The sequence below is a fragment of the Cellvibrio sp. PSBB006 genome (genome assembly GCF_002162135.1).
GTDB lineage: Bacteria > Pseudomonadota > Gammaproteobacteria > Pseudomonadales > Cellvibrionaceae > Cellvibrio.
Genome location: NZ_CP021382.1, coordinates 4,863,104 through 4,879,598 on the forward strand (window position 1 = coordinate 4,863,104; position 16,495 = coordinate 4,879,598).

Consider the following 16,495-nt stretch of genomic DNA (forward strand, 5'->3'; position numbering starts at 1 on the left):
CTGTTGTCTTGGGGCGGTACCTACCGCTCCCTCGCTAAACGGGAGAACTTGCCATTAAACCTCTGTTCACAAAAGGTTCTGCGGGGACGTCGCGGGCGTTGATATTTATTGTGCTGATGATCGCCCTGATCTTTATCAGCATCTATACCAATTGGCTGGCGCCGGTGCGTCAGCAACTCAGTGTCCTCGCGGTTCCTTTTTATCAGCTCACGGATATACCTCATCGTCTGGATGTATGGCGTCAGAACACCTTCGTATCCCGTCGCGAACTGGCACTTGAAAACGAAACTCTGAAAACAGAATTGCTGATTCACCAGCGTAAGCTCCAGCAAATGGCTGCGCTTGCCGCTGAAAACGTGCGTCTGCGTCAACTGATGAACGCGACGGATATCTTGCAGGACAGCGTGCTGGTTGCCGAGTTGATCGGTGTTTCTCCCAACCCCCTGAGTCATACCGTGGTGATCAATCGTGGTAACAGCGAGGGTGTATTTATTGGCCAGCCGGTGCTGGATGCCTTTGGTCTGATGGGGCAGGTTACCGAGGTCAGTGAACACAGCAGTCGCGCATTATTAATCTCTGATGCGACCCACGCCTTGCCCGTGCAGGTAAATCGCAACGGGGTGCGGGCGATTGCAGAAGGTACGGGCGATCTCAATCGGCTGCGTTTGCGCCACGTTTCCAATACCACCGATATCCGCGAAGGCGATCTCCTGGTCAGTTCCGGACTGGGTAAACGTTTTCCTGTGGGCTATCCGGTGGCGGAAGTGGAAAGCATTGAGCGCGACCCCGGTCAGGCCTTTGCTACGGTTATCGCTCGTCCTATGGCGCGTCTGGATCGCAGCCGTCATGTCCTGCTGGTCTTTGATTCGCGGGAAAATACCCCCTGATGCTGCCGGCCAGATATCAAACCCAGGTTGTTATTGCTGCGACCTTTATCCTGGCGTTGCTGCTCGCTGTTTACCCCTTACCCTTATCCTGGCGTTGGTGGCGGCCTGAATTTGTGGTCATGGTTGCCATCTATTGGATTTTTACCCTCCCGCTGCGCACCAGCCTGATACTCTTGATGTTGTTGGGTGTATTCCAGGATTTGCTGGAAGGTGTACCTTTCGGCCAGCATGGGCTGGCATTGGTGATCGTGGCCTATATTTGCCTGTTGTCCTATCAGCGTGTACGCAATTACAGTCTGTGGAAACAATCCTGCTGGGTGTTTGTATTGGTAGGCATCGCGCAGTTAACCGATAACTGGGTGCAGGCCATGAGCGGCCGCCCCCTGAGTGGCATCATGTTTTTATACCCGGCGTTTGCCAGCGCGTGTTTTTGGCCTATCTGCTACCTTTGGTTGGAGGCAGTGCGCCGGCGCTATCGCATCGCATGATGTGTTGCAGCGGACGGGCTGACGATAATGAAAAATACTTTTTTCCTTCTTCTTCACACCATTCAGGGGTTGTTCAGTTGATGGTTGCTACATCTCATCTCTACCTCGCTTCCCGCTCGCCACGGCGACGGGAGCTGCTCACCCAGATCGGTGTTAACCATAGCGTTTTGCAAGTTGATGTGCCGGAGATGCCCATGTCGGGCGAGCGGCCGGTTGAGTACGTCCAACGCTTAGCCAGGGAAAAGTCTCTGGCTGGTGTGACCGTAATGCAGGCCCTGGATTTGCCCGAACGACCGGTATTGGGGGCTGACACGATTGTGGTTAGTGACGGTGCCATATTAGAAAAGCCACGGGATAAAGCCCAGGCTCATGCGATGCTGAAGCAGCTATCGGGCCGCACGCATGAAGTCATGACGGCTGTCGCACTCTCCGATCATCAACAATCGGAAAGCAGGTTGTCGGTGACGGAGGTGCAGTTTCGCGTATTAACCGACGAGGAAATCAGTGCCTATTGGGATTCCGGGGAACCTTGTGACAAGGCTGGTGCTTACGCGATCCAGGGGCTGGGTGCGGTATTTGTCAGCAGCCTGCGGGGCAGCTACAGCGGGGTGGTGGGGTTACCCATCGACATGACGGTGGAATTAATGCAAATCTTCGGTGTGCCCTGGTGGCAGCCGGTTAAGGACCAACCCGATGAGTGAAGAAATACTGATCAACGTCTCCCCGGTTGAAACGCGGGTGGCGTTGGTGGAAAACGGTGTGGTGCAAGAGCTTTACATTGAGCGCAGCCACGGCAAGGGGTATGTAGGCAATATCTATAAAGGCAAGGTGGTGCGGGTGCTGCCGGGAATGCAGGCCGCCTTTGTCGACATCGGCCTGGGTCGCACCGGCTTTATCCATGTGGCCGATATGATTCCCGAACCGCCGGAAGGCGAATCGCGCCGCCATGACCTGCCGGATATCCGCACGTTGGTACGTGACGGGCAGACCTTATTGGTGCAGGTTGCCAAAGACCCGATCGGTACCAAGGGTGCCCGTTTGACGACGCACTTGACCTTGTCGTCGCGTTATCTGGTGTATATGCCGAACAGCCTGCACATCGGCGTGTCGACGCGTATTGATGACGAACAGGAACGTGAACGCCTGCGCCAGGGCGTGGAAACAGCGGCCCAGGCATCCGGCGTTAGCGGCGGGTTTATCGTGCGCACGGTGGCGGAGGGTGTGGATACTGACTCCATCGTGGCGGACATTCCCTTCCTGCAGAAACTTTGGGCAGACTTGAGTGCCAAACAGCCAACGGTCGATGCGCCGGCCGTGATCCACGAAGACATGCCGCTATACCTGCGCGCCCTGCGCGATCTGGCGCGGGCGCCATTAGAAAAAATTCGCGTCGATTCGCGGCTGAGTTGGAAGCAAATGCGCGACTTTGCCGCCAACTACTACCCACAACTGGTGGAACTGATTGAGTGTTATACCGATGGTCGGCCGCTGTTAGACCTCTACGGTGTAGAAGAAGAGATCCGGCGCGCACTGGATACCCGTGTCCCACTGAAATCCAATGGCTATCTGATTATTGAGCAGACCGAAGCCATGACTACGGTGGATGTGAATACCGGTGCGTTTGTCGGCCATCGCAACCTGGAAGAAACGATCTTCAAAACCAACCTGGAGGCGGCCAGCGCTATTGCCCGCCAACTGCGCCTGCGTAATCTGGGCGGCATCATCGTGTTGGACTTTATCGATATGCAGGACCCGGAGCACCAGCGGCAAGTGTTACGGACGCTGGAAAAGGCGTTGGAAAAAGACCACGCCAAGACGCGTATTACTGGCGTGTCGGAGTTGGGCCTGATTGAGATGGCACGCAAGCGAACCCGCGAATCGCTCGGGCAGATGATGTGTGAACCCTGCCCCGTTTGCCATGGGCGCGGGCAGGTCAAATCGGCGGAGACAGTATGTTACGAGATCTTCCGCGAAATCCTGCGCGAAGCGCGTACCTATAACAATGAGAAATTTCTGGTGCTGGCATCCGCTGTGGTGGTGGACCGCCTGCTAGATGAGGAAGCCGCCTATGTGGCGGATCTCGAAGCCTTTATCGGGCGCACTATCGAGTTTCAGGTAGAGACTCTGTTTACCCAGGAGCAATACGACATTGTGTTGGTCTAGACGCATCACGCTCGGTCAACGGAGTAATTTTATGTGTGCACGATCAACGCGTACCGCTTGCGTGCAAATCTGTTAATACCTGGAATTGAATAATTTCGAATGATCCGCGTGCTTCGCTATCTGGTGAAAAAGTTTTACACGCTGTGCGCCATCGTCCTGATCAGTCTGGCGGTGTTGGTGCAGTGTGGGCGGAGCTTTTCTCACCTGTTGAGTGAGTATCCGCAGGAGTTAAGCGACTATCTCTCCGAACGTCTCAACGCCGAAGTTCACATCGGCGCTATCAGCGCCAACTGGGAAGGGCTTAAACCGGTGGTGGATGCGCGGGATATTCGCATTACCAGCCAGGCGCAAGAACCCATCTTGAGTTTGCAAAAAGCGCGTATGCGGTTGGACCTGATCAGTTCGCTGCTCAATTTCCGCTTGGTATGGGGCGGGATTAACGTGCACCAGGCAGAGCTGGAGTTTGAGCAGACACCTGAGGGTTTCTGGCAGCTGCCGGGGCTGCGTTTTCAAACCAGAGACGACCAGGAGGCGGCGCAACTGGACGCACTGTTCGATATGTTGCTGCTGTCCAACCATATCGAATTCCATCAAACCCACCTCGATTTTACCTTTCTCGATGGACATACCATCTCGCTGGACTCCCCCTCCGTAAGGCTGGAAAACAAAGGCAATTTCCACCGCCTCTCACTGCAGGTCGATGTTGAAGAACATATGAATGCCGTGACGCTGGTGATAGAGGCTCAGGGCGATCCGCGCAAGCAGAAACGTTTCAGCGCACGCGGCTATCTGCAATTGGACGAGTTTCCCACCAGCGAACCCCTGGCGGCAGCCGGCGCTTTACTCTTGCCCGGTATCGATGACTGGCAATGGCGCAGTGACGGTTCATTGGATGCTCGCCTGTGGTTCAGCACCCGTGAAAACAACGAGGGATTTAACCTGACCGGCAACCTCGGTTTACAAACCCTGTCCCTGCCGGTGTTGGACCGCCGTTTGGCCCTGGCCAGTTTTACCACCCAGGTGAACGGCCATTGGTTACGCCAGGGTGGTTGGCAACTGGCGTTGCAAGATATTCGTGCCGACGTTAATGAAACCCGTATCGAAGACCTGAATATCTCGGCATCGGCTCCCGACCTGAAGGGGCCGGTGCTGTTGCAAAGTGATGTGCTGGATTTACAGCGCTGGACGCGAATTCTCGATGATGCGGGGGCATTCGGTGACGGTAATTTACAGAACATACTGCTTACCCTGAATCCCCAGGGTGAGTTGCGCAATCTTCAGGTAACCCTGCCGCTGGATGAACCCAAGACCTGGCAGTTGCAAGCCAATGCCCATCAGGTGGGGGTGGATGCCTGGCGGGGTGTGCCGGCCTTGCGGCAGGTGGATGGTTTTGTGCAGGCGGATCAGCGCGGTGGCTTTGTCAATATTGATAGCCAGCAGGGATTCAGCATGCATTACATCCCCACCTATGCGGCACCCATGGCGTTTGAGACGGCCCAGGGCCAGGTCGCCTGGTCATTGCGACCGGAGAATAACCAGATTTATGTCAACAGTGGTGAACTGAGCTTCCGCAGTGGCAAAGAGGAAGTCACCGGTCATATGTGGCTCGCCATTCCCTGGCAGCGCAACAGCGGCGATATTGATTTATACCTGCAAATCGGCGCGCGTCAGATCGCAGCCGGGCATTACCAAAAATATACCCCGGCGGTTGTACCGCAAACCCTGTTGTCCTGGTTGAAGCAGAGTATTGGCGAGCACAACAATGGGACGGTCAACGAAGTGGGCTTCGTCTATCGCGGTACGTTGAATACCAAAGAGGCGATGGCGCGCAGTCATCAGTTATATCTCGATATCCATAACGCCGAATTGAACTACCAGGACGGCTGGCCACCGTTGCGCGGCTTACGGGGGCGCTTATTGGTCAACGACAATTACGTCGATGCCAGTGTTTTCGATGGCAGGGTCTACAGCAGCCGTCTCCAACAAACCCATGTGCAATCGCGCCCCCGCCCCAATGGCCAGGGCTCGCTGCTGCGCGTAAAGGGCACCATCAGCGGTATGGCCAGCGATGGTTTGCGGGCGCTGCGCGAAGGCCGGTTACGCCAATACATCGGGGACACTATGGATCACTGGGATTTGAACGGTGACATGGAAGCTCGCCTCGATATCGCCGTCCCCCTTGGTGGCTCAGGCGAAGGCGCTCACCAGCGTGTTGATGTCGATCTGGATGTGCCGATTTTTAACCTGCCGGATTACGAACTGGACGTGGAAGATGTGCGTGGACGGGTCAGCTATTCGAGTCGGAGTGGTTTAAGTAGTCGTAACCTGACCGGCCGTTTGTTTGATGAACCCGTGCGCGTCAACCTCGACAGTGTTGATAATACCAACGAGAGAAAGACACTGATTGAGGTCAAGGGCGCGGTTAAACACCAACGTCTGGCGGAATGGAGCAAACGCCCCGAGCTGTTGTTCCTCGACGGCAAGATTCCCTATGACGCCCGCGTTGAAGTTATTCATCGCCCTGTCGCGCAGGTGCCGAAGGCTGGCGAAGAAGTGTCTTTAGAAGGAGCTCCTGTAGAAGATCAACCTCGGGCTGCTGACACCACGGCGGATCGCCGTCTTGCCAATATTCTGGTTAACACTAGCCTTGAAGGGGTGGCGGTGGATTTGCCCGCGCCCTACGGTAAAGCACCCGAAGAACAACGCGCCTTGGCAGTAAGCCTGCATATTCATCAACGCACTTCACTGATCGATGTGAAGTATGCCATGCCCGGTATTGATGCCGCCGTCAGCACTGACGCTGACATTCCCGTTGAGCAAAACAAAACGATTCCTGATCACGCCGTACAGGCCTTGCTGAAATTGCAGCGCGACGGAAACCGTCTGCTCAATGCCAATATCAGCCTCGCACGACCGGCATCGCTGCCCGCAGAATCGCGCTTTTTGCTCAAAGGTTATTTACCCGAATTTAACCTGGAACAATGGCAAAGTGTGTTGGAACGCTATCAGCGCTACACCGATCAAATCGTGCCTAAAGTCACCGTGGCGAGTGCGGAAACAAGTCCGATTGACCCTTCATCGGAAAACGTTCAGACCAGCACGCCACCAGCGGAAAAAGCCGACCCGACCCGGATTGCCGGGTTACCTTTCCTGGCCGATATCACCTTGGGTAAACACGAACTTGGCCCTGTGTCGTTGGAAAATCTGGCCCTGGAAATTCAGCCGCACGCTGATGCCTGGCATATTGAATTTGGCAATCCCACGGTGGCTGGTCAGGTGCGTTTGCCAGAAGATGAAAACCTGCCCATTACGGTGGATTTGAAATACCTGCATTTGGCGCGTTCCATGTTGGGCGAATCGGCGGATGACCTGGACAGCATTGAGGCGGAATTCGATCCGCGCAGTCTGCCCCGCGCGGATATCAGCATCGCAGAATTGCATTACGAAAACAGCAATTACGGCAATTGGTCGGTGCAGCTGCGCCCGAATGAACAGGGCACGGTATTCGATAATATTCGCGGCAATATTCGTGGTATTACCGTCAGCGGATTGCCCACGGAAGCAAACAACAACCCGGCTGGTGCACAGTTAATTTGGCAGAAAGGAAATGATGGGGCGCGCACGCGTTTCGTCGGTTTGTTGAGTGCTGGTGATATCGCCGATGTGATGCGCCAATGGGAAAAACCGGACATCATCGAAAGCACCACTGCCCGCTATGAAGTCGATTTATCCTGGCCCGGTTCACCACACCAGGTGGGTTTGAAGCGGCTCGAAGGGCAAGTGAATCTGTTGATGGAAAATGGTCGTTTCAAACGTAATCCCAGTGTGGGCAGCGATGGCTTTTTGCGGCTGGTGGCGCTGGTCAATTTCGATACCCTGGCGCGTCGTCTGCGGATGGATTTTTCGGATCTTTATAAAAGCGGTCTCGCCTATGATGAGCTGCGTGGCAGTGTCAACTTTGAGGCGGGTAAATTAATTTTTACCGAACCCTTACAAATGAGCAGCCCATCGAGCAAATTGCAGATGGCTGGCAGTATTAACCTGCTGGATGAAACCATCGATTCCCGTTTGGTTGCCACCTTGCCGGTGGCGGGTAACCTGACGTTTCTCGCGGCATTGGCGACTGGGCTTCCGGCTGCAGCCGGTGTGTATGTGGTCAGTAAAATCTTTAAAAAGCAGGTGGATCAGGCCACCAGTATCAGCTATCGCATCCGCGGCAGTTGGGATGAGCCGGAGATGAAATTCGATCGCCTGTTCGAAAGTGAAACCAGTTTGCGCAACAGTGTGGGCGAAAACGGTGAACCGGTGTCTGATACGCCGCAGGGCGACGCCGGGCAAGAGGATATTTCAGCGCCGGATCAACAAACCCCGTCGCCGTGATATTTGATAAATCCTCCTTTGCGGTACAACATTAAATGGCTCACATCATCGGAGAATAAGCCATGTTGATTCGTCAGGAACGACACACCGATATCGACACCATCTTTCGTATCACCCAGGCAGCGTTTGAAGACCATCCCTTCAGTGACCATAAAGAACAATTGATTGTGAATGCCCTGCGTGCCGCCAAGGCCATGACCTTGTCACTGGTTGCGCAATGGGATGACGAAGATGTTGTGGGCCATGTGGCCTTTTCGCCGGTTGAGATATCGGACGGAAGAGAGCGTTGGTATGGACTGGGGCCAGTGTCTGTTGCACCGGCATATCAACGGCGCGGTATTGGTAAAGCGCTTATCCGCCATGGTTTACAGCATTTGCAATCTGCGGGGGCGCAAGGATGTGTGGTGATGGGAGATCCGGATTATTATCAATATTTTGGTTTCCGGCATTTGCCGGAACTGGTTTATCGGGATGTTCCGGCGGAATATTTTCTTGCCTTGGCGTTTTGCCAGCCGACGCCGCAAGGATTTGTGACTTACCATCCGGCTTTTTTTGTGCAGGAATGAGGCGAAGCCTACGCCTGAATGATCAGTGATCGTGGGCTTCCATTTGTTCACGGATATAACGAAATAATTTGCGCGCGCTGGCAGGCGGTTTGTTCTCCGCTGCTTCTTTTTGAGCAACGCGGATCAATTGACGCAGGTGTTGTACGTCCACACCAGGGTGCAGTTGGATAAATTCCTGTAATGCCTGATTGTCACCACCAATCAATAAATCCCGATACCGCTCCACCTGATGCTGACGGTGAATGTAGCGATCACTTTTACTTTGCAGCAAATCATAAGCCTCCTGAATCGCTGCGTGATCGGTGGTGCGCATCAGTTTGCCGATGTATTGCAAATGCCGGCGCCGTGCTTCACGGTGAACCATCTTGCGGGTTTCATGGATGGCTTCCATCAACTTGGGCTCGATGGGTATCTGGGCCAACTGGTTATCATTCAACTCCACCAGCTTCTCGCCCAGTTCCTGAAGTGCTGTCATCTCGCGCTTGGCTTGTGACTTGCTGCGGATGTAGTCGTCGGGGTTGATGTCGTCGTATGAATAAACCATGGTGTTGCCAATCTGCGATGGGTATGTAAAAGGGCGGCTAGGTTAGGTAAAAGTCAGGCAAATAACAACTGGAATCTGCGGTGGTTTGCCGGCACTTATTCATCTTCCTCGAAACGTTGGGTGATCAGGTTAAGGATGGCTTCCATCGCACAGGCTTCATCGTGGCCATCGACTTGAACCTCAATGTCGGTACCCTGGGTAGCAGCCAGGAGCATCAATGACATAACGCTTTTGGCATCGACCCAGTGGTTTTCACAGGTTGCCGAGGCAACGCGTACCTGGATACGCGCCGTGAACGGCGTTGCTGTGGTTACCAGCTTGGCGGCCGCACGGGCATGCAAGCCGCGTTTGTTGATGATAGTTACTCGTTCGATGAGCATAAAAAGACATCACGCTTTCTTGTGTTTATTGATGTCACGGTGCCTGACCTGTACATCGTTATAAAACCGGTTGAAATGTTTTTGCAAACGCTCGCTCAGATAAACCGAGCGATGCTGCCCGCCGGTACAACCGATGGCGATAGTGATATAGCTGCGATTGTTAGCTTGGTAACGCGGCAGCCAGCGGGTGAGGTAACGCTCGATGTCTTCGTACATTTCCTCAACCGAATCCTGTTCTTCAAGAAAATCAATCACGTCCTGATCTTTACCGGTTAGCGGTCGCAGATTGTGTTTCCAATGGGGATTAGGCAGGCAGCGTGCATCAAATACAAGGTCGGCGTTTACCGGGATACCATGTTTAAAACCGAAAGATTCAAACAGGATCGCCATGTTGGATTCGCTACGGCCAACGACTCGTTCCTTCACCAGATCGCGCAATTCGTGCAGGTTCAGATGGCTGGTATCCAGCACCAGGTCCGCTGCATCGCGAATCGGTTCCAACAGGTTTTGTTCTTCGGTAATCGCTTCTTCCAGATTGGTATTGGTATCGCTCAATGGGTGTTTGCGCCGGGTTTCACTGAAGCGCTGAATCAACACCGAGGGTTGCGCGTCGAGAAACAGTACGCGAAATGGCACATGGGCTTCCTTCAGCGTCTCAATCATCATCGGGAAAATGTTGAGATCCTGCCACGCGTTGCGCACATCAATACCGATGGCAAATTTCTGGGTGTCGTCCTTGTGAATCTGGATTTGTGCCACCAGCGCCGGCAGCAGGCTCACGGGAAGATTGTCGATACAGTTGAAGCCGACATCTTCCAGAACATGCAGTGCAGTACTCTTACCCGAGCCGGATAATCCACTCACAATCACTAAATGCATGGGCGTGTATTCCTGTGATTCATTCATCAATGCGCCGAGAGTGCCGGGCTTGTGTTTTCCCAAGATCGCCAATCAATCTTTGCTGACAGCTATCTCATACAAGGCTGCATCACTCTCCGCGCTACGTAGACGTTCGCGAAAGCCACTGTCGTTGAGAGCGCCAGCCAAGGCTGCCAAATTTTGCAGATGTTCGCCGTGGGCATTTTCCGGTACCAGCATGGCAAACAAAATATCCACGGGCTCGGAATCAATCGAATCAAAGTCAATCGGCTGATTCAGTGTGATCAGGGCGCCGATGACACCATCGTAGTTTTCCACTCGGCAGTGCGGGATAGCAATGCCGTGGCCGATGCCGGTGGAGCCAAGTCGTTCCCGCGCAATTAGCCGACGAAACAAGTCGTCGGCATCAATGGCGGGAATATCCTGAGCGATGGTGTTGGCAAGAATTTCCAGCACACGCTTTTTGCTGACACCTTCGATATCGCACAGGGTGCGACCTTGGGTGAGAAGAGATTGTATTTGCATAATGTATTAACGATGGCTGCGCATTTTTTCTTTGTGTTTAATCAATTGCCGATCGAGCTTGTCGGTCAGCAGGTCAATAGCGGCATAGAGATCTTCTGATGTCGCATCGGCAAATAAATCCTTGCCGCTTACGTGCACGGTGGCTTCCGCTTTTTGCTCCAGCTTGTCTACCGAGAGAATCACGTGAGTATTGGTAATGCGGTCGTGATGGTTATTGAGTCTTTCAAGTTTATTGTTGACGTAATCCTTGAGGGCGTCGGTAACTTCCAGGTGGTGACCGCTAATAGTAATTTGCATAGTACTTCCTCTTCGTTATGACAGTTACTCAATCTTGCCTGACGGCACGATTATTGATTCTGCATAGTGGTAGAACGTGTTCTGCACATCCGGGTATTCATCAGCCTAGCAGTGGAGAAAAAGGATGTCATAGTAAACTTTTACGCTCATTAGACGGCGGGATATTGAGTGATTCCCGGTATTTGGCAATGGTGCGACGCGCTACCTGGATGCCTTGCTCAGATAACAGCTCAGTGATCTTGCTGTCGCTCAGGGGTTTCTTTGGATTTTCCGCACTCACCAGTTTCTTGATGATGGCGCGAATTGCCGTAGAGGAGCATTCGCCGCCGCTGTCTGTACTCACATGACTGGAAAAGAAATATTTAAGTTCAAAAATTCCCTGTGGGGTATGCATGTACTTTTGGGTGGTCACCCGCGAGATAGTGGATTCATGCATATCTACGATTTCGGCGATGTCGTGCAGTACCAGTGGCTTCATTGCCTCGGCGCCGTACTCCAGGAAGCCCCGCTGTTTTTCCACAATACAGCTGGCAACTTTCAACAGGGTTTCGTTGCGGCTCTGTAAACTTTTGAGGAACCAGCGGGCTTCTTGCAGATTGTCCTTGAGGAAGGTGTTATCGCTGCTCGAATCAGCCCGCTTCACCATGGAGGCGTAATCCGAATTGATTCTCAGGCGCGGGGCGATATCCGGATTTAATTCCACCATCCAGCGGCCATCACGCTTTTCCACAAACACATCCGGCACAACATACTCTGTGTCACCGGAAGCAATCATATCGCCGGGGCGAGGGTTCAGACTCTGGATCAATGCCACGGCCTGGCCTAACTCGCTCTCTTTGAGCTTGGTGCGGCGCATTAACTGGCGATAATCGCGGCTGCCTAACAAGGGTAGATACTGCTTGACGATCAGCTTGGCAGGTTCAAGAAAGGGCGTGGTCGGGGCGAATTGTTGCAATTGCACCAGCAGACATTCCGACAGGTTTTGGCTGCACACGCCGCAGGGGTCAAATTGTTGTAAACGGTGCTGTACGGCAACGACTTCATCCAGTTCCAGTTCATCCAGTTCGGTGATCAGGCCTTCGTAGATATCGGCCAGGCTCACGGATAGCATGCCACTGGGATCGACCGCATCGATGATTGCCATGGCGATGATCCGGTCCTGGTCTGACATGGGGGTCAGGTTGAGCTGCCACATCAGGTGATCGTAGAGGGAATCGGTAACGGCGCGCCGGCTGTCAAAGTCGTTGTCTTCGCCATCATAAGAGGATGAACTGCTGGTGTGGGAGGACTGATAGACATCGTCCCAACTGGTATCTACCGGTAACTCACTGGGGATGGATTCGTTCCATTCGGTATTGGGTTCGCTGTCCCCGTAATTATCGGTATCAGAAAAGCTTTCGGTCTCGTTATAGGTAGTTTCTGCGTAGCTTTCCTTGTCAGCAAAGGTGTCCTTATCGTTAAAGCCCGAATCGAGATCTGCGCCATTGGCATCTGCAGCAACTTCTTGCTGGCGGGGATAATCACTGTCTTCCCCTTCACCGCTGTCGGCAGGCGAGTGGCTGTCGTAACCCTCTTCGACCTCTAGCATCGGGTTGGAATCCAGAGCTTCCTGGATCTCCTGCTGCAAATCCAGGGTCGACAATTGCAGCAGACGAATAGCCTGTTGCAATTGGGGCGTCATGGTCAGTTGCTGGCCGAGTTTTAGCTGTAGAGACTGCTTCATCGTAAGTAGAACTAAACCCCAAAGAAATGATGTTGTTCAGGTGGAGTTTAGACAGCCTTTGTCTTGCAGGCAATAACACCTAGCAATCTTTGTGCCTGTTATACAAATTTAGTGGCTTGTCAAGTGATTTGTCGGAACGCACCTGAGGTTACAGGCGGAAGTTTTCGCCCAGATAGACTTCGCGGACCTTGTTGTTACTCAGTACCGTTTCTGCATCGCCCTCGGCGATGATATGGCCTTCGCTGACGATATAGGCTGTCTCACAAATATCCAGTGTCTCGCGCACATTGTGGTCAGTAATGAGCACGCCGATGCCGCGATCCTTGAGGTGACGCACAATTTGTTTAATGTCGTTCACTGAAATGGGGTCAACGCCGGCGAAGGGCTCATCAAGGAGAATGAACTGCGGCTCTGTCGCCAGCGCTCGGGCAATTTCTACCCGCCGCCGCTCACCACCGGAGAGCGACATACCCAAACTGTCGCGGATATGGGTGATATGGAATTCCTGCAGTAGTGAGTCGAGTTTTGCGTGGCGCTGCTTGCGGTTGAGATCCTTGCGGGTTTCAAGGATCGCCATGATGTTATCTGCCACGGTCAGCTTGCGAAAAACGGAAGCTTCCTGGGGTAGATAACCGATACCCGCCCGGGCACGGCCATGGATAGGCAGATGAGTCAGGTCTTTGCCGTCGAGTAATATTCGCCCTTCATCGGCACCGACAAGGCCGGCAATCATATAAAAACAGGTGGTTTTGCCTGCGCCGTTGGGGCCGAGCAGGCCCACAATCGTACCGCTGGTCACGGCGATTGACACGTCAATGACAACTTTACGGCTTTTATAACTCTTGGCGAGATGTTGGGCTTGCAGGGTCGGCATGGTCGACTCAATCTTGATTGATGGTTTGTGGCGGGATAACGATTTCGATGCGCTGTGGTTGCTGTGCATCCTTCTTGCCCGCTGCCTTCATGATCTCTTTGCGGATGTCGTAATCAATGCGGTTACCACTAATCGATGCGCCATTTTCCTGTTCCAGAAATGCATTCTCCAGAAGTAACAACTGTTCATTGGTTAAGGTATAGCGAATGCTGTTGGCCTGCGCTGTAATAGTTGCCTGGTTCTCTGCCGGTTTTTGCTGGTAGCGTGCAGGCTTACCGCGGGCTTCCATCTTCTCAACTTCGTCGTTGCTGTTGGTATGGATGGTGATCTGATCGGCACTGATTTCCAGGGTGCCTTGCTTTAATCTCACGTCACCGCTGTAGGTAGCGGTGCGCTTTTTGCGATCCAGTTGCGCGCTATTGGCGGAAATATGGATGGGTTGTTCTTTGTCGCTGGGGAGGGCATGAACGGGTGTCGTCAGCCACAGGGCGCACAGTAACAGGAGTAAAAATGATACAAGCGGTTTGCACGCCATCATAGAAAATCTGACATTGTTATTGAGGTTCATATGTCCCTCGGACCCTGGAAAGTAACTCGATGCGGTCCTCACCCAAGTAAGCTTTCATGCCCAGCGTGTCGAGGTGGCCTTGTTGGGCGCGCATCTTAACAGCTTTATCAGTTTCGGCGTATTGCTGGCTGGCTTTGATGCGCAATTCGCTGGTCAGCAACTCTAGCAAACCTTCATTGGCCGATTGCTGGTAGACGCGCACATCGTTAAACAGGGTGACCAACTGGCCGTTCTGATCAATCTTTCCTTCGTTGGCGGTGAGATGCCAGGGCGCAATATCAGCGTTTTCACTAAATAACATCCGTGGTTGGCTCAGCATGGTGTAATCCTTCGGGCCGGGCCGGGCCGGGTTGATCTGAAAGTGTTCAGCCGTGTCAGTTGTCAGGATATTGCGCAAGTTGCCGTCGGCATCGTATTCGCGCAGTTTGATATCGGTCATATAGGCTTGCGGAAAGTTGGCGCTTCTGACGACATCCTCGCCCAATAATTCGGTGGGCGATTTATCCCAGAAAGCTACCAGGCCAATCACTAGCAATGAAACAACAATCCAGGGCAACGGAATGCGTGACATGAGTTGATCCGTCAGTGATGGGTTGGTAGATAATGGGCGAGCGCAGAGTCAAAAGTACCCTGCGCTTGCATAATCAAATCGCACGCCTCGCGCACGGCGCCCTGGCCACCGTGAAACCGGCTTTGCCAATGGGCGCGATCGGCCACGCTCAGATGGGCATTGGGGACGGTCAGTGCCAGACCGACACGACTCATGACGCTGAGGTCCGGCCAGTCATCCCCCATAAAAGCGATCTCTTCCAGAGAAATGCTGTTGTCCAGATTTTCCTGTAATGCAGCCCATTTATCTTCACGTCCCTGGATTAACAATTCAATGCCGAGGTCCTTCGCCCGTTTGGCAACCAGCGTGCTGGTGCGTCCGGTAATAATGCCCACTTTTACGCCGCTCCCCTGTAAGAGTTTTATGCCGTGGCCATCCAGAGTACAAAAGGTTTTCAGTTCATCTCCGGAGTTGCTGAAGTAGAGTTTGCCGTCGGTGAGTACACCATCGACATCGAGTAGAAGTAATTTGATACGGCGAGCGCGTTCCAGTAAATCGGGGGTCATTCAAATATTGCTCTCGGGTGAGTGTGTAAATGTGGCTGAGCCTGGGTTTCGGAAGTAGATCAGATTACGCCGGCACGCAAAATATCATGCATGTGTACGACTCCGATGGGACGATTTTGTTCGTCGCCGACGATCAGGGCGGTAATTTTGCGGTCTTCCATAATCTTTAGTGCTTCCGCTGCGAGCGTGGTGTCGCGCACGGTTTTAGGGTGGTGATTCATCAGGTTGCGCATAACGGCTTTGCCGATATCGACCCCCTGATCAACGCTGCGACGCAAATCGCCGTCGGTGAAGATGCCGAGTAAAGCATTCTGCTCATCGACTACCGTGGTCATACCAAAACCTTTCTCGGTCATGACCAGCAGTGCATGGGACAAGGGGGCATCAGCATCGACGCGTGGGACCTTGTCGCCGGCGTGCATGATATCTGAAACCCGTAATAACAGTTTGCGACCCAGGGCTCCACCGGGGTGTGAAAAGGCAAAATCCTCAGCAGTGAAGCCGCGCGCCTCCAGCAGTGCGATAGCCAAGGCATCGCCCATGACCATGGTGGCGGTTGTGCTGGAGGTGGGGGCCAGTGCCAGGGGGCATGCTTCGCTGGCGACACTGATATCCAGATGTGCTTCGGCTATCTCGCCCAGCACGGAATTACGGTCACTGGTCATGCTGATGATGGGAATTCCCATGCGTTTAAACAGCGGTAACAATGTGACTATTTCGACGGAATTGCCTGAATAGGAGATGGCGATAACGATATCGTCTTTGGTAATCATCCCCAGATCGCCGTGGCTGGCTTCACCGGGATGAACAAAAAAAGCTGGAGAGCCTGTGCTGGCCAGGGTGGCTGCAATTTTGCGGGCGATATGGCCCGATTTGCCAATACCGGTGACGACCGTGCGTCCGCGACAGGCGAGGATCATCTCGCAGGCTTTAATGAACTCCTGATCCAGACGCTCGCGCAAGGCTGATACGGCGCCTGCTTCAATCTCGATAGTGCGCAGGCCGGAGCTGATAAAGTCGAATTGAGTCATGCGGGGCGAGATCTCGCTGCTGGGTAATCGGAGCAAATCAAGCGGGCATTATAACGACGGAAATCATTGTCGCC

At 53.5% G+C, this 16,495-nt stretch carries 17 protein-coding genes; 6 read left to right on the forward strand and 11 right to left on the reverse strand.

All coding sequences use genetic code 11. The annotated features are described in order from the left end of the window. Positions 1-62: 62 nt before the first annotated feature. The 6 genes from mreC (at position 63) to CBR65_RS20275 (ending at position 8,484) form a co-directional block, all read left to right on the forward strand. Complete coding sequence (mreC, locus tag CBR65_RS20250) at positions 63-887, forward strand: rod shape-determining protein MreC (RefSeq protein ID WP_255377188.1); 825 nt, start codon at positions 63-65, stop codon at positions 885-887. Further along, the gene (gene mreD / locus CBR65_RS20255; RefSeq protein ID WP_087468542.1) at positions 887-1,375 is read left to right on the forward strand and encodes a rod shape-determining protein MreD; all 489 of its coding nucleotides are present in this window, start codon (positions 887-889) and stop codon (positions 1,373-1,375) included. The genes mreC and mreD overlap by 1 nt, the downstream gene beginning before the upstream one ends. An 80-nt stretch (positions 1,376-1,455) precedes the next feature. Next, positions 1,456-2,076 (forward strand): nucleoside triphosphate pyrophosphatase, encoded by a 621-nt coding sequence (locus tag CBR65_RS20260; protein WP_087468543.1) that lies wholly within the window; start codon positions 1,456-1,458, stop codon positions 2,074-2,076. Next, positions 2,069-3,538, forward strand: a complete 1,470-nt coding sequence (rng, locus tag CBR65_RS20265) for a ribonuclease G (protein ID WP_087468544.1) — start codon at positions 2,069-2,071, stop codon at positions 3,536-3,538. Before CBR65_RS20260 ends, rng begins: the two co-directional genes overlap by 8 nt. 99 nt (positions 3,539-3,637) lie before the next feature. After that, complete coding sequence (locus CBR65_RS20270) at positions 3,638-7,918, forward strand: YhdP family protein (RefSeq protein WP_087468545.1); 4,281 nt, start codon at positions 3,638-3,640, stop codon at positions 7,916-7,918. Positions 7,919-7,980: 62 nt separating this feature from the next. Continuing rightward, positions 7,981-8,484: a GNAT family N-acetyltransferase gene (locus tag CBR65_RS20275; RefSeq protein WP_087468546.1), complete on the forward strand. Its 504-nt coding sequence runs from the start codon at positions 7,981-7,983 to the stop codon at positions 8,482-8,484. Positions 8,485-8,506: 22 nt separating this feature from the next. Here CBR65_RS20275 and yjgA read toward each other — a convergent pair whose 3' ends face one another. The 11 genes from yjgA to CBR65_RS20330 all read right to left on the reverse strand — a co-directional run bounded on the left by yjgA (position 8,507) and on the right by CBR65_RS20330 (position 16,421). Next, entirely contained in the window at positions 8,507-9,028 is a 522-nt protein-coding gene (gene yjgA / locus CBR65_RS20280) for a ribosome biogenesis factor YjgA (protein WP_087468547.1), read from the reverse strand. Positions 9,029-9,123: 95 nt separating this feature from the next. Next, complete coding sequence (locus CBR65_RS20285) at positions 9,124-9,408, reverse strand: HPr family phosphocarrier protein (protein WP_087468548.1); 285 nt, start codon at positions 9,406-9,408, stop codon at positions 9,124-9,126. Between the two features lie 9 nt (positions 9,409-9,417). After that, on the reverse strand, positions 9,418-10,287 hold the full coding sequence (gene rapZ, locus CBR65_RS20290; protein ID WP_087469187.1) for an RNase adapter RapZ: 870 nt from the start codon (positions 10,285-10,287) through the stop codon (positions 9,418-9,420). A gap of 72 nt (positions 10,288-10,359) precedes the next feature. Continuing rightward, on the reverse strand, positions 10,360-10,812 hold the full coding sequence (gene ptsN, locus CBR65_RS20295; protein ID WP_087468549.1) for a PTS IIA-like nitrogen regulatory protein PtsN: 453 nt from the start codon (positions 10,810-10,812) through the stop codon (positions 10,360-10,362). A gap of 6 nt (positions 10,813-10,818) precedes the next feature. Further along, complete coding sequence (gene hpf, locus CBR65_RS20300; RefSeq protein WP_087468550.1) at positions 10,819-11,109, reverse strand: ribosome hibernation-promoting factor, HPF/YfiA family; 291 nt, start codon at positions 11,107-11,109, stop codon at positions 10,819-10,821. A gap of 127 nt (positions 11,110-11,236) precedes the next feature. Then, on the reverse strand, positions 11,237-12,832 hold the full coding sequence (locus CBR65_RS20305) for an RNA polymerase factor sigma-54 (protein ID WP_087468551.1): 1,596 nt from the start codon (positions 12,830-12,832) through the stop codon (positions 11,237-11,239). A gap of 148 nt (positions 12,833-12,980) precedes the next feature. Next, complete coding sequence (gene lptB / locus CBR65_RS20310; RefSeq protein WP_087468552.1) at positions 12,981-13,706, reverse strand: LPS export ABC transporter ATP-binding protein; 726 nt, start codon at positions 13,704-13,706, stop codon at positions 12,981-12,983. A 7-nt stretch (positions 13,707-13,713) separates the two neighbouring features. Next, the gene (gene lptA, locus CBR65_RS20315) at positions 13,714-14,274 is read right to left on the reverse strand and encodes a lipopolysaccharide transport periplasmic protein LptA (protein ID WP_087468553.1); all 561 of its coding nucleotides are present in this window, start codon (positions 14,272-14,274) and stop codon (positions 13,714-13,716) included. After that, positions 14,261-14,845, reverse strand: coding sequence for an LPS export ABC transporter periplasmic protein LptC (lptC, locus tag CBR65_RS20320; protein WP_087468554.1), 585 nt, complete (start codon positions 14,843-14,845; stop codon positions 14,261-14,263). The genes lptA and lptC overlap by 14 nt, the downstream gene beginning before the upstream one ends. Before the next feature lie 11 nt (positions 14,846-14,856). Then, positions 14,857-15,390: an HAD family hydrolase gene (locus tag CBR65_RS20325; protein WP_087468555.1), complete on the reverse strand. Its 534-nt coding sequence runs from the start codon at positions 15,388-15,390 to the stop codon at positions 14,857-14,859. A gap of 59 nt (positions 15,391-15,449) precedes the next feature. Next, positions 15,450-16,421, reverse strand: coding sequence for a KpsF/GutQ family sugar-phosphate isomerase (locus CBR65_RS20330; protein ID WP_087468556.1), 972 nt, complete (start codon positions 16,419-16,421; stop codon positions 15,450-15,452). Positions 16,422-16,495: the final 74 nt, after the last annotated feature.

Bases quoted from the DNA above. Each gene is read 5' to 3' on its own strand.
- hpf (WP_087468550.1), bottom strand. From the start codon at position 11,109: ATGCAAATTACTATTAGCGGTCACCACCTGGAAGTTACCGACGCCCTC.
- yjgA (WP_087468547.1), bottom strand. From the start codon at position 9,028: ATGGTTTATTCATACGACGACATCAACCCCGACGACTACATCCGCAGC.
- rng (WP_087468544.1), top strand. From the start codon at position 2,069: ATGAGTGAAGAAATACTGATCAACGTCTCCCCGGTTGAAACGCGGGTG.
- lptB (WP_087468552.1), bottom strand. From the start codon at position 13,706: ATGCCGACCCTGCAAGCCCAACATCTCGCCAAGAGTTATAAAAGCCGT.
- CBR65_RS20330 (WP_087468556.1), bottom strand. From the start codon at position 16,421: ATGACTCAATTCGACTTTATCAGCTCCGGCCTGCGCACTATCGAGATT.
- mreD (WP_087468542.1), top strand. From the start codon at position 887: ATGCTGCCGGCCAGATATCAAACCCAGGTTGTTATTGCTGCGACCTTT.
- CBR65_RS20275 (WP_087468546.1), top strand. From the start codon at position 7,981: ATGTTGATTCGTCAGGAACGACACACCGATATCGACACCATCTTTCGT.
- lptA (WP_087468553.1), bottom strand. From the start codon at position 14,274: ATGAACCTCAATAACAATGTCAGATTTTCTATGATGGCGTGCAAACCG.
- CBR65_RS20260 (WP_087468543.1), top strand. From the start codon at position 1,456: ATGGTTGCTACATCTCATCTCTACCTCGCTTCCCGCTCGCCACGGCGA.
- CBR65_RS20285 (WP_087468548.1), bottom strand. From the start codon at position 9,408: ATGCTCATCGAACGAGTAACTATCATCAACAAACGCGGCTTGCATGCC.
- CBR65_RS20305 (WP_087468551.1), bottom strand. From the start codon at position 12,832: ATGAAGCAGTCTCTACAGCTAAAACTCGGCCAGCAACTGACCATGACG.
- CBR65_RS20325 (WP_087468555.1), bottom strand. From the start codon at position 15,390: ATGACCCCCGATTTACTGGAACGCGCTCGCCGTATCAAATTACTTCTA.
- rapZ (WP_087469187.1), bottom strand. From the start codon at position 10,287: ATGCATTTAGTGATTGTGAGTGGATTATCCGGCTCGGGTAAGAGTACT.
- CBR65_RS20270 (WP_087468545.1), top strand. From the start codon at position 3,638: ATGATCCGCGTGCTTCGCTATCTGGTGAAAAAGTTTTACACGCTGTGC.
- lptC (WP_087468554.1), bottom strand. From the start codon at position 14,845: ATGTCACGCATTCCGTTGCCCTGGATTGTTGTTTCATTGCTAGTGATT.
- ptsN (WP_087468549.1), bottom strand. From the start codon at position 10,812: ATGCAAATACAATCTCTTCTCACCCAAGGTCGCACCCTGTGCGATATC.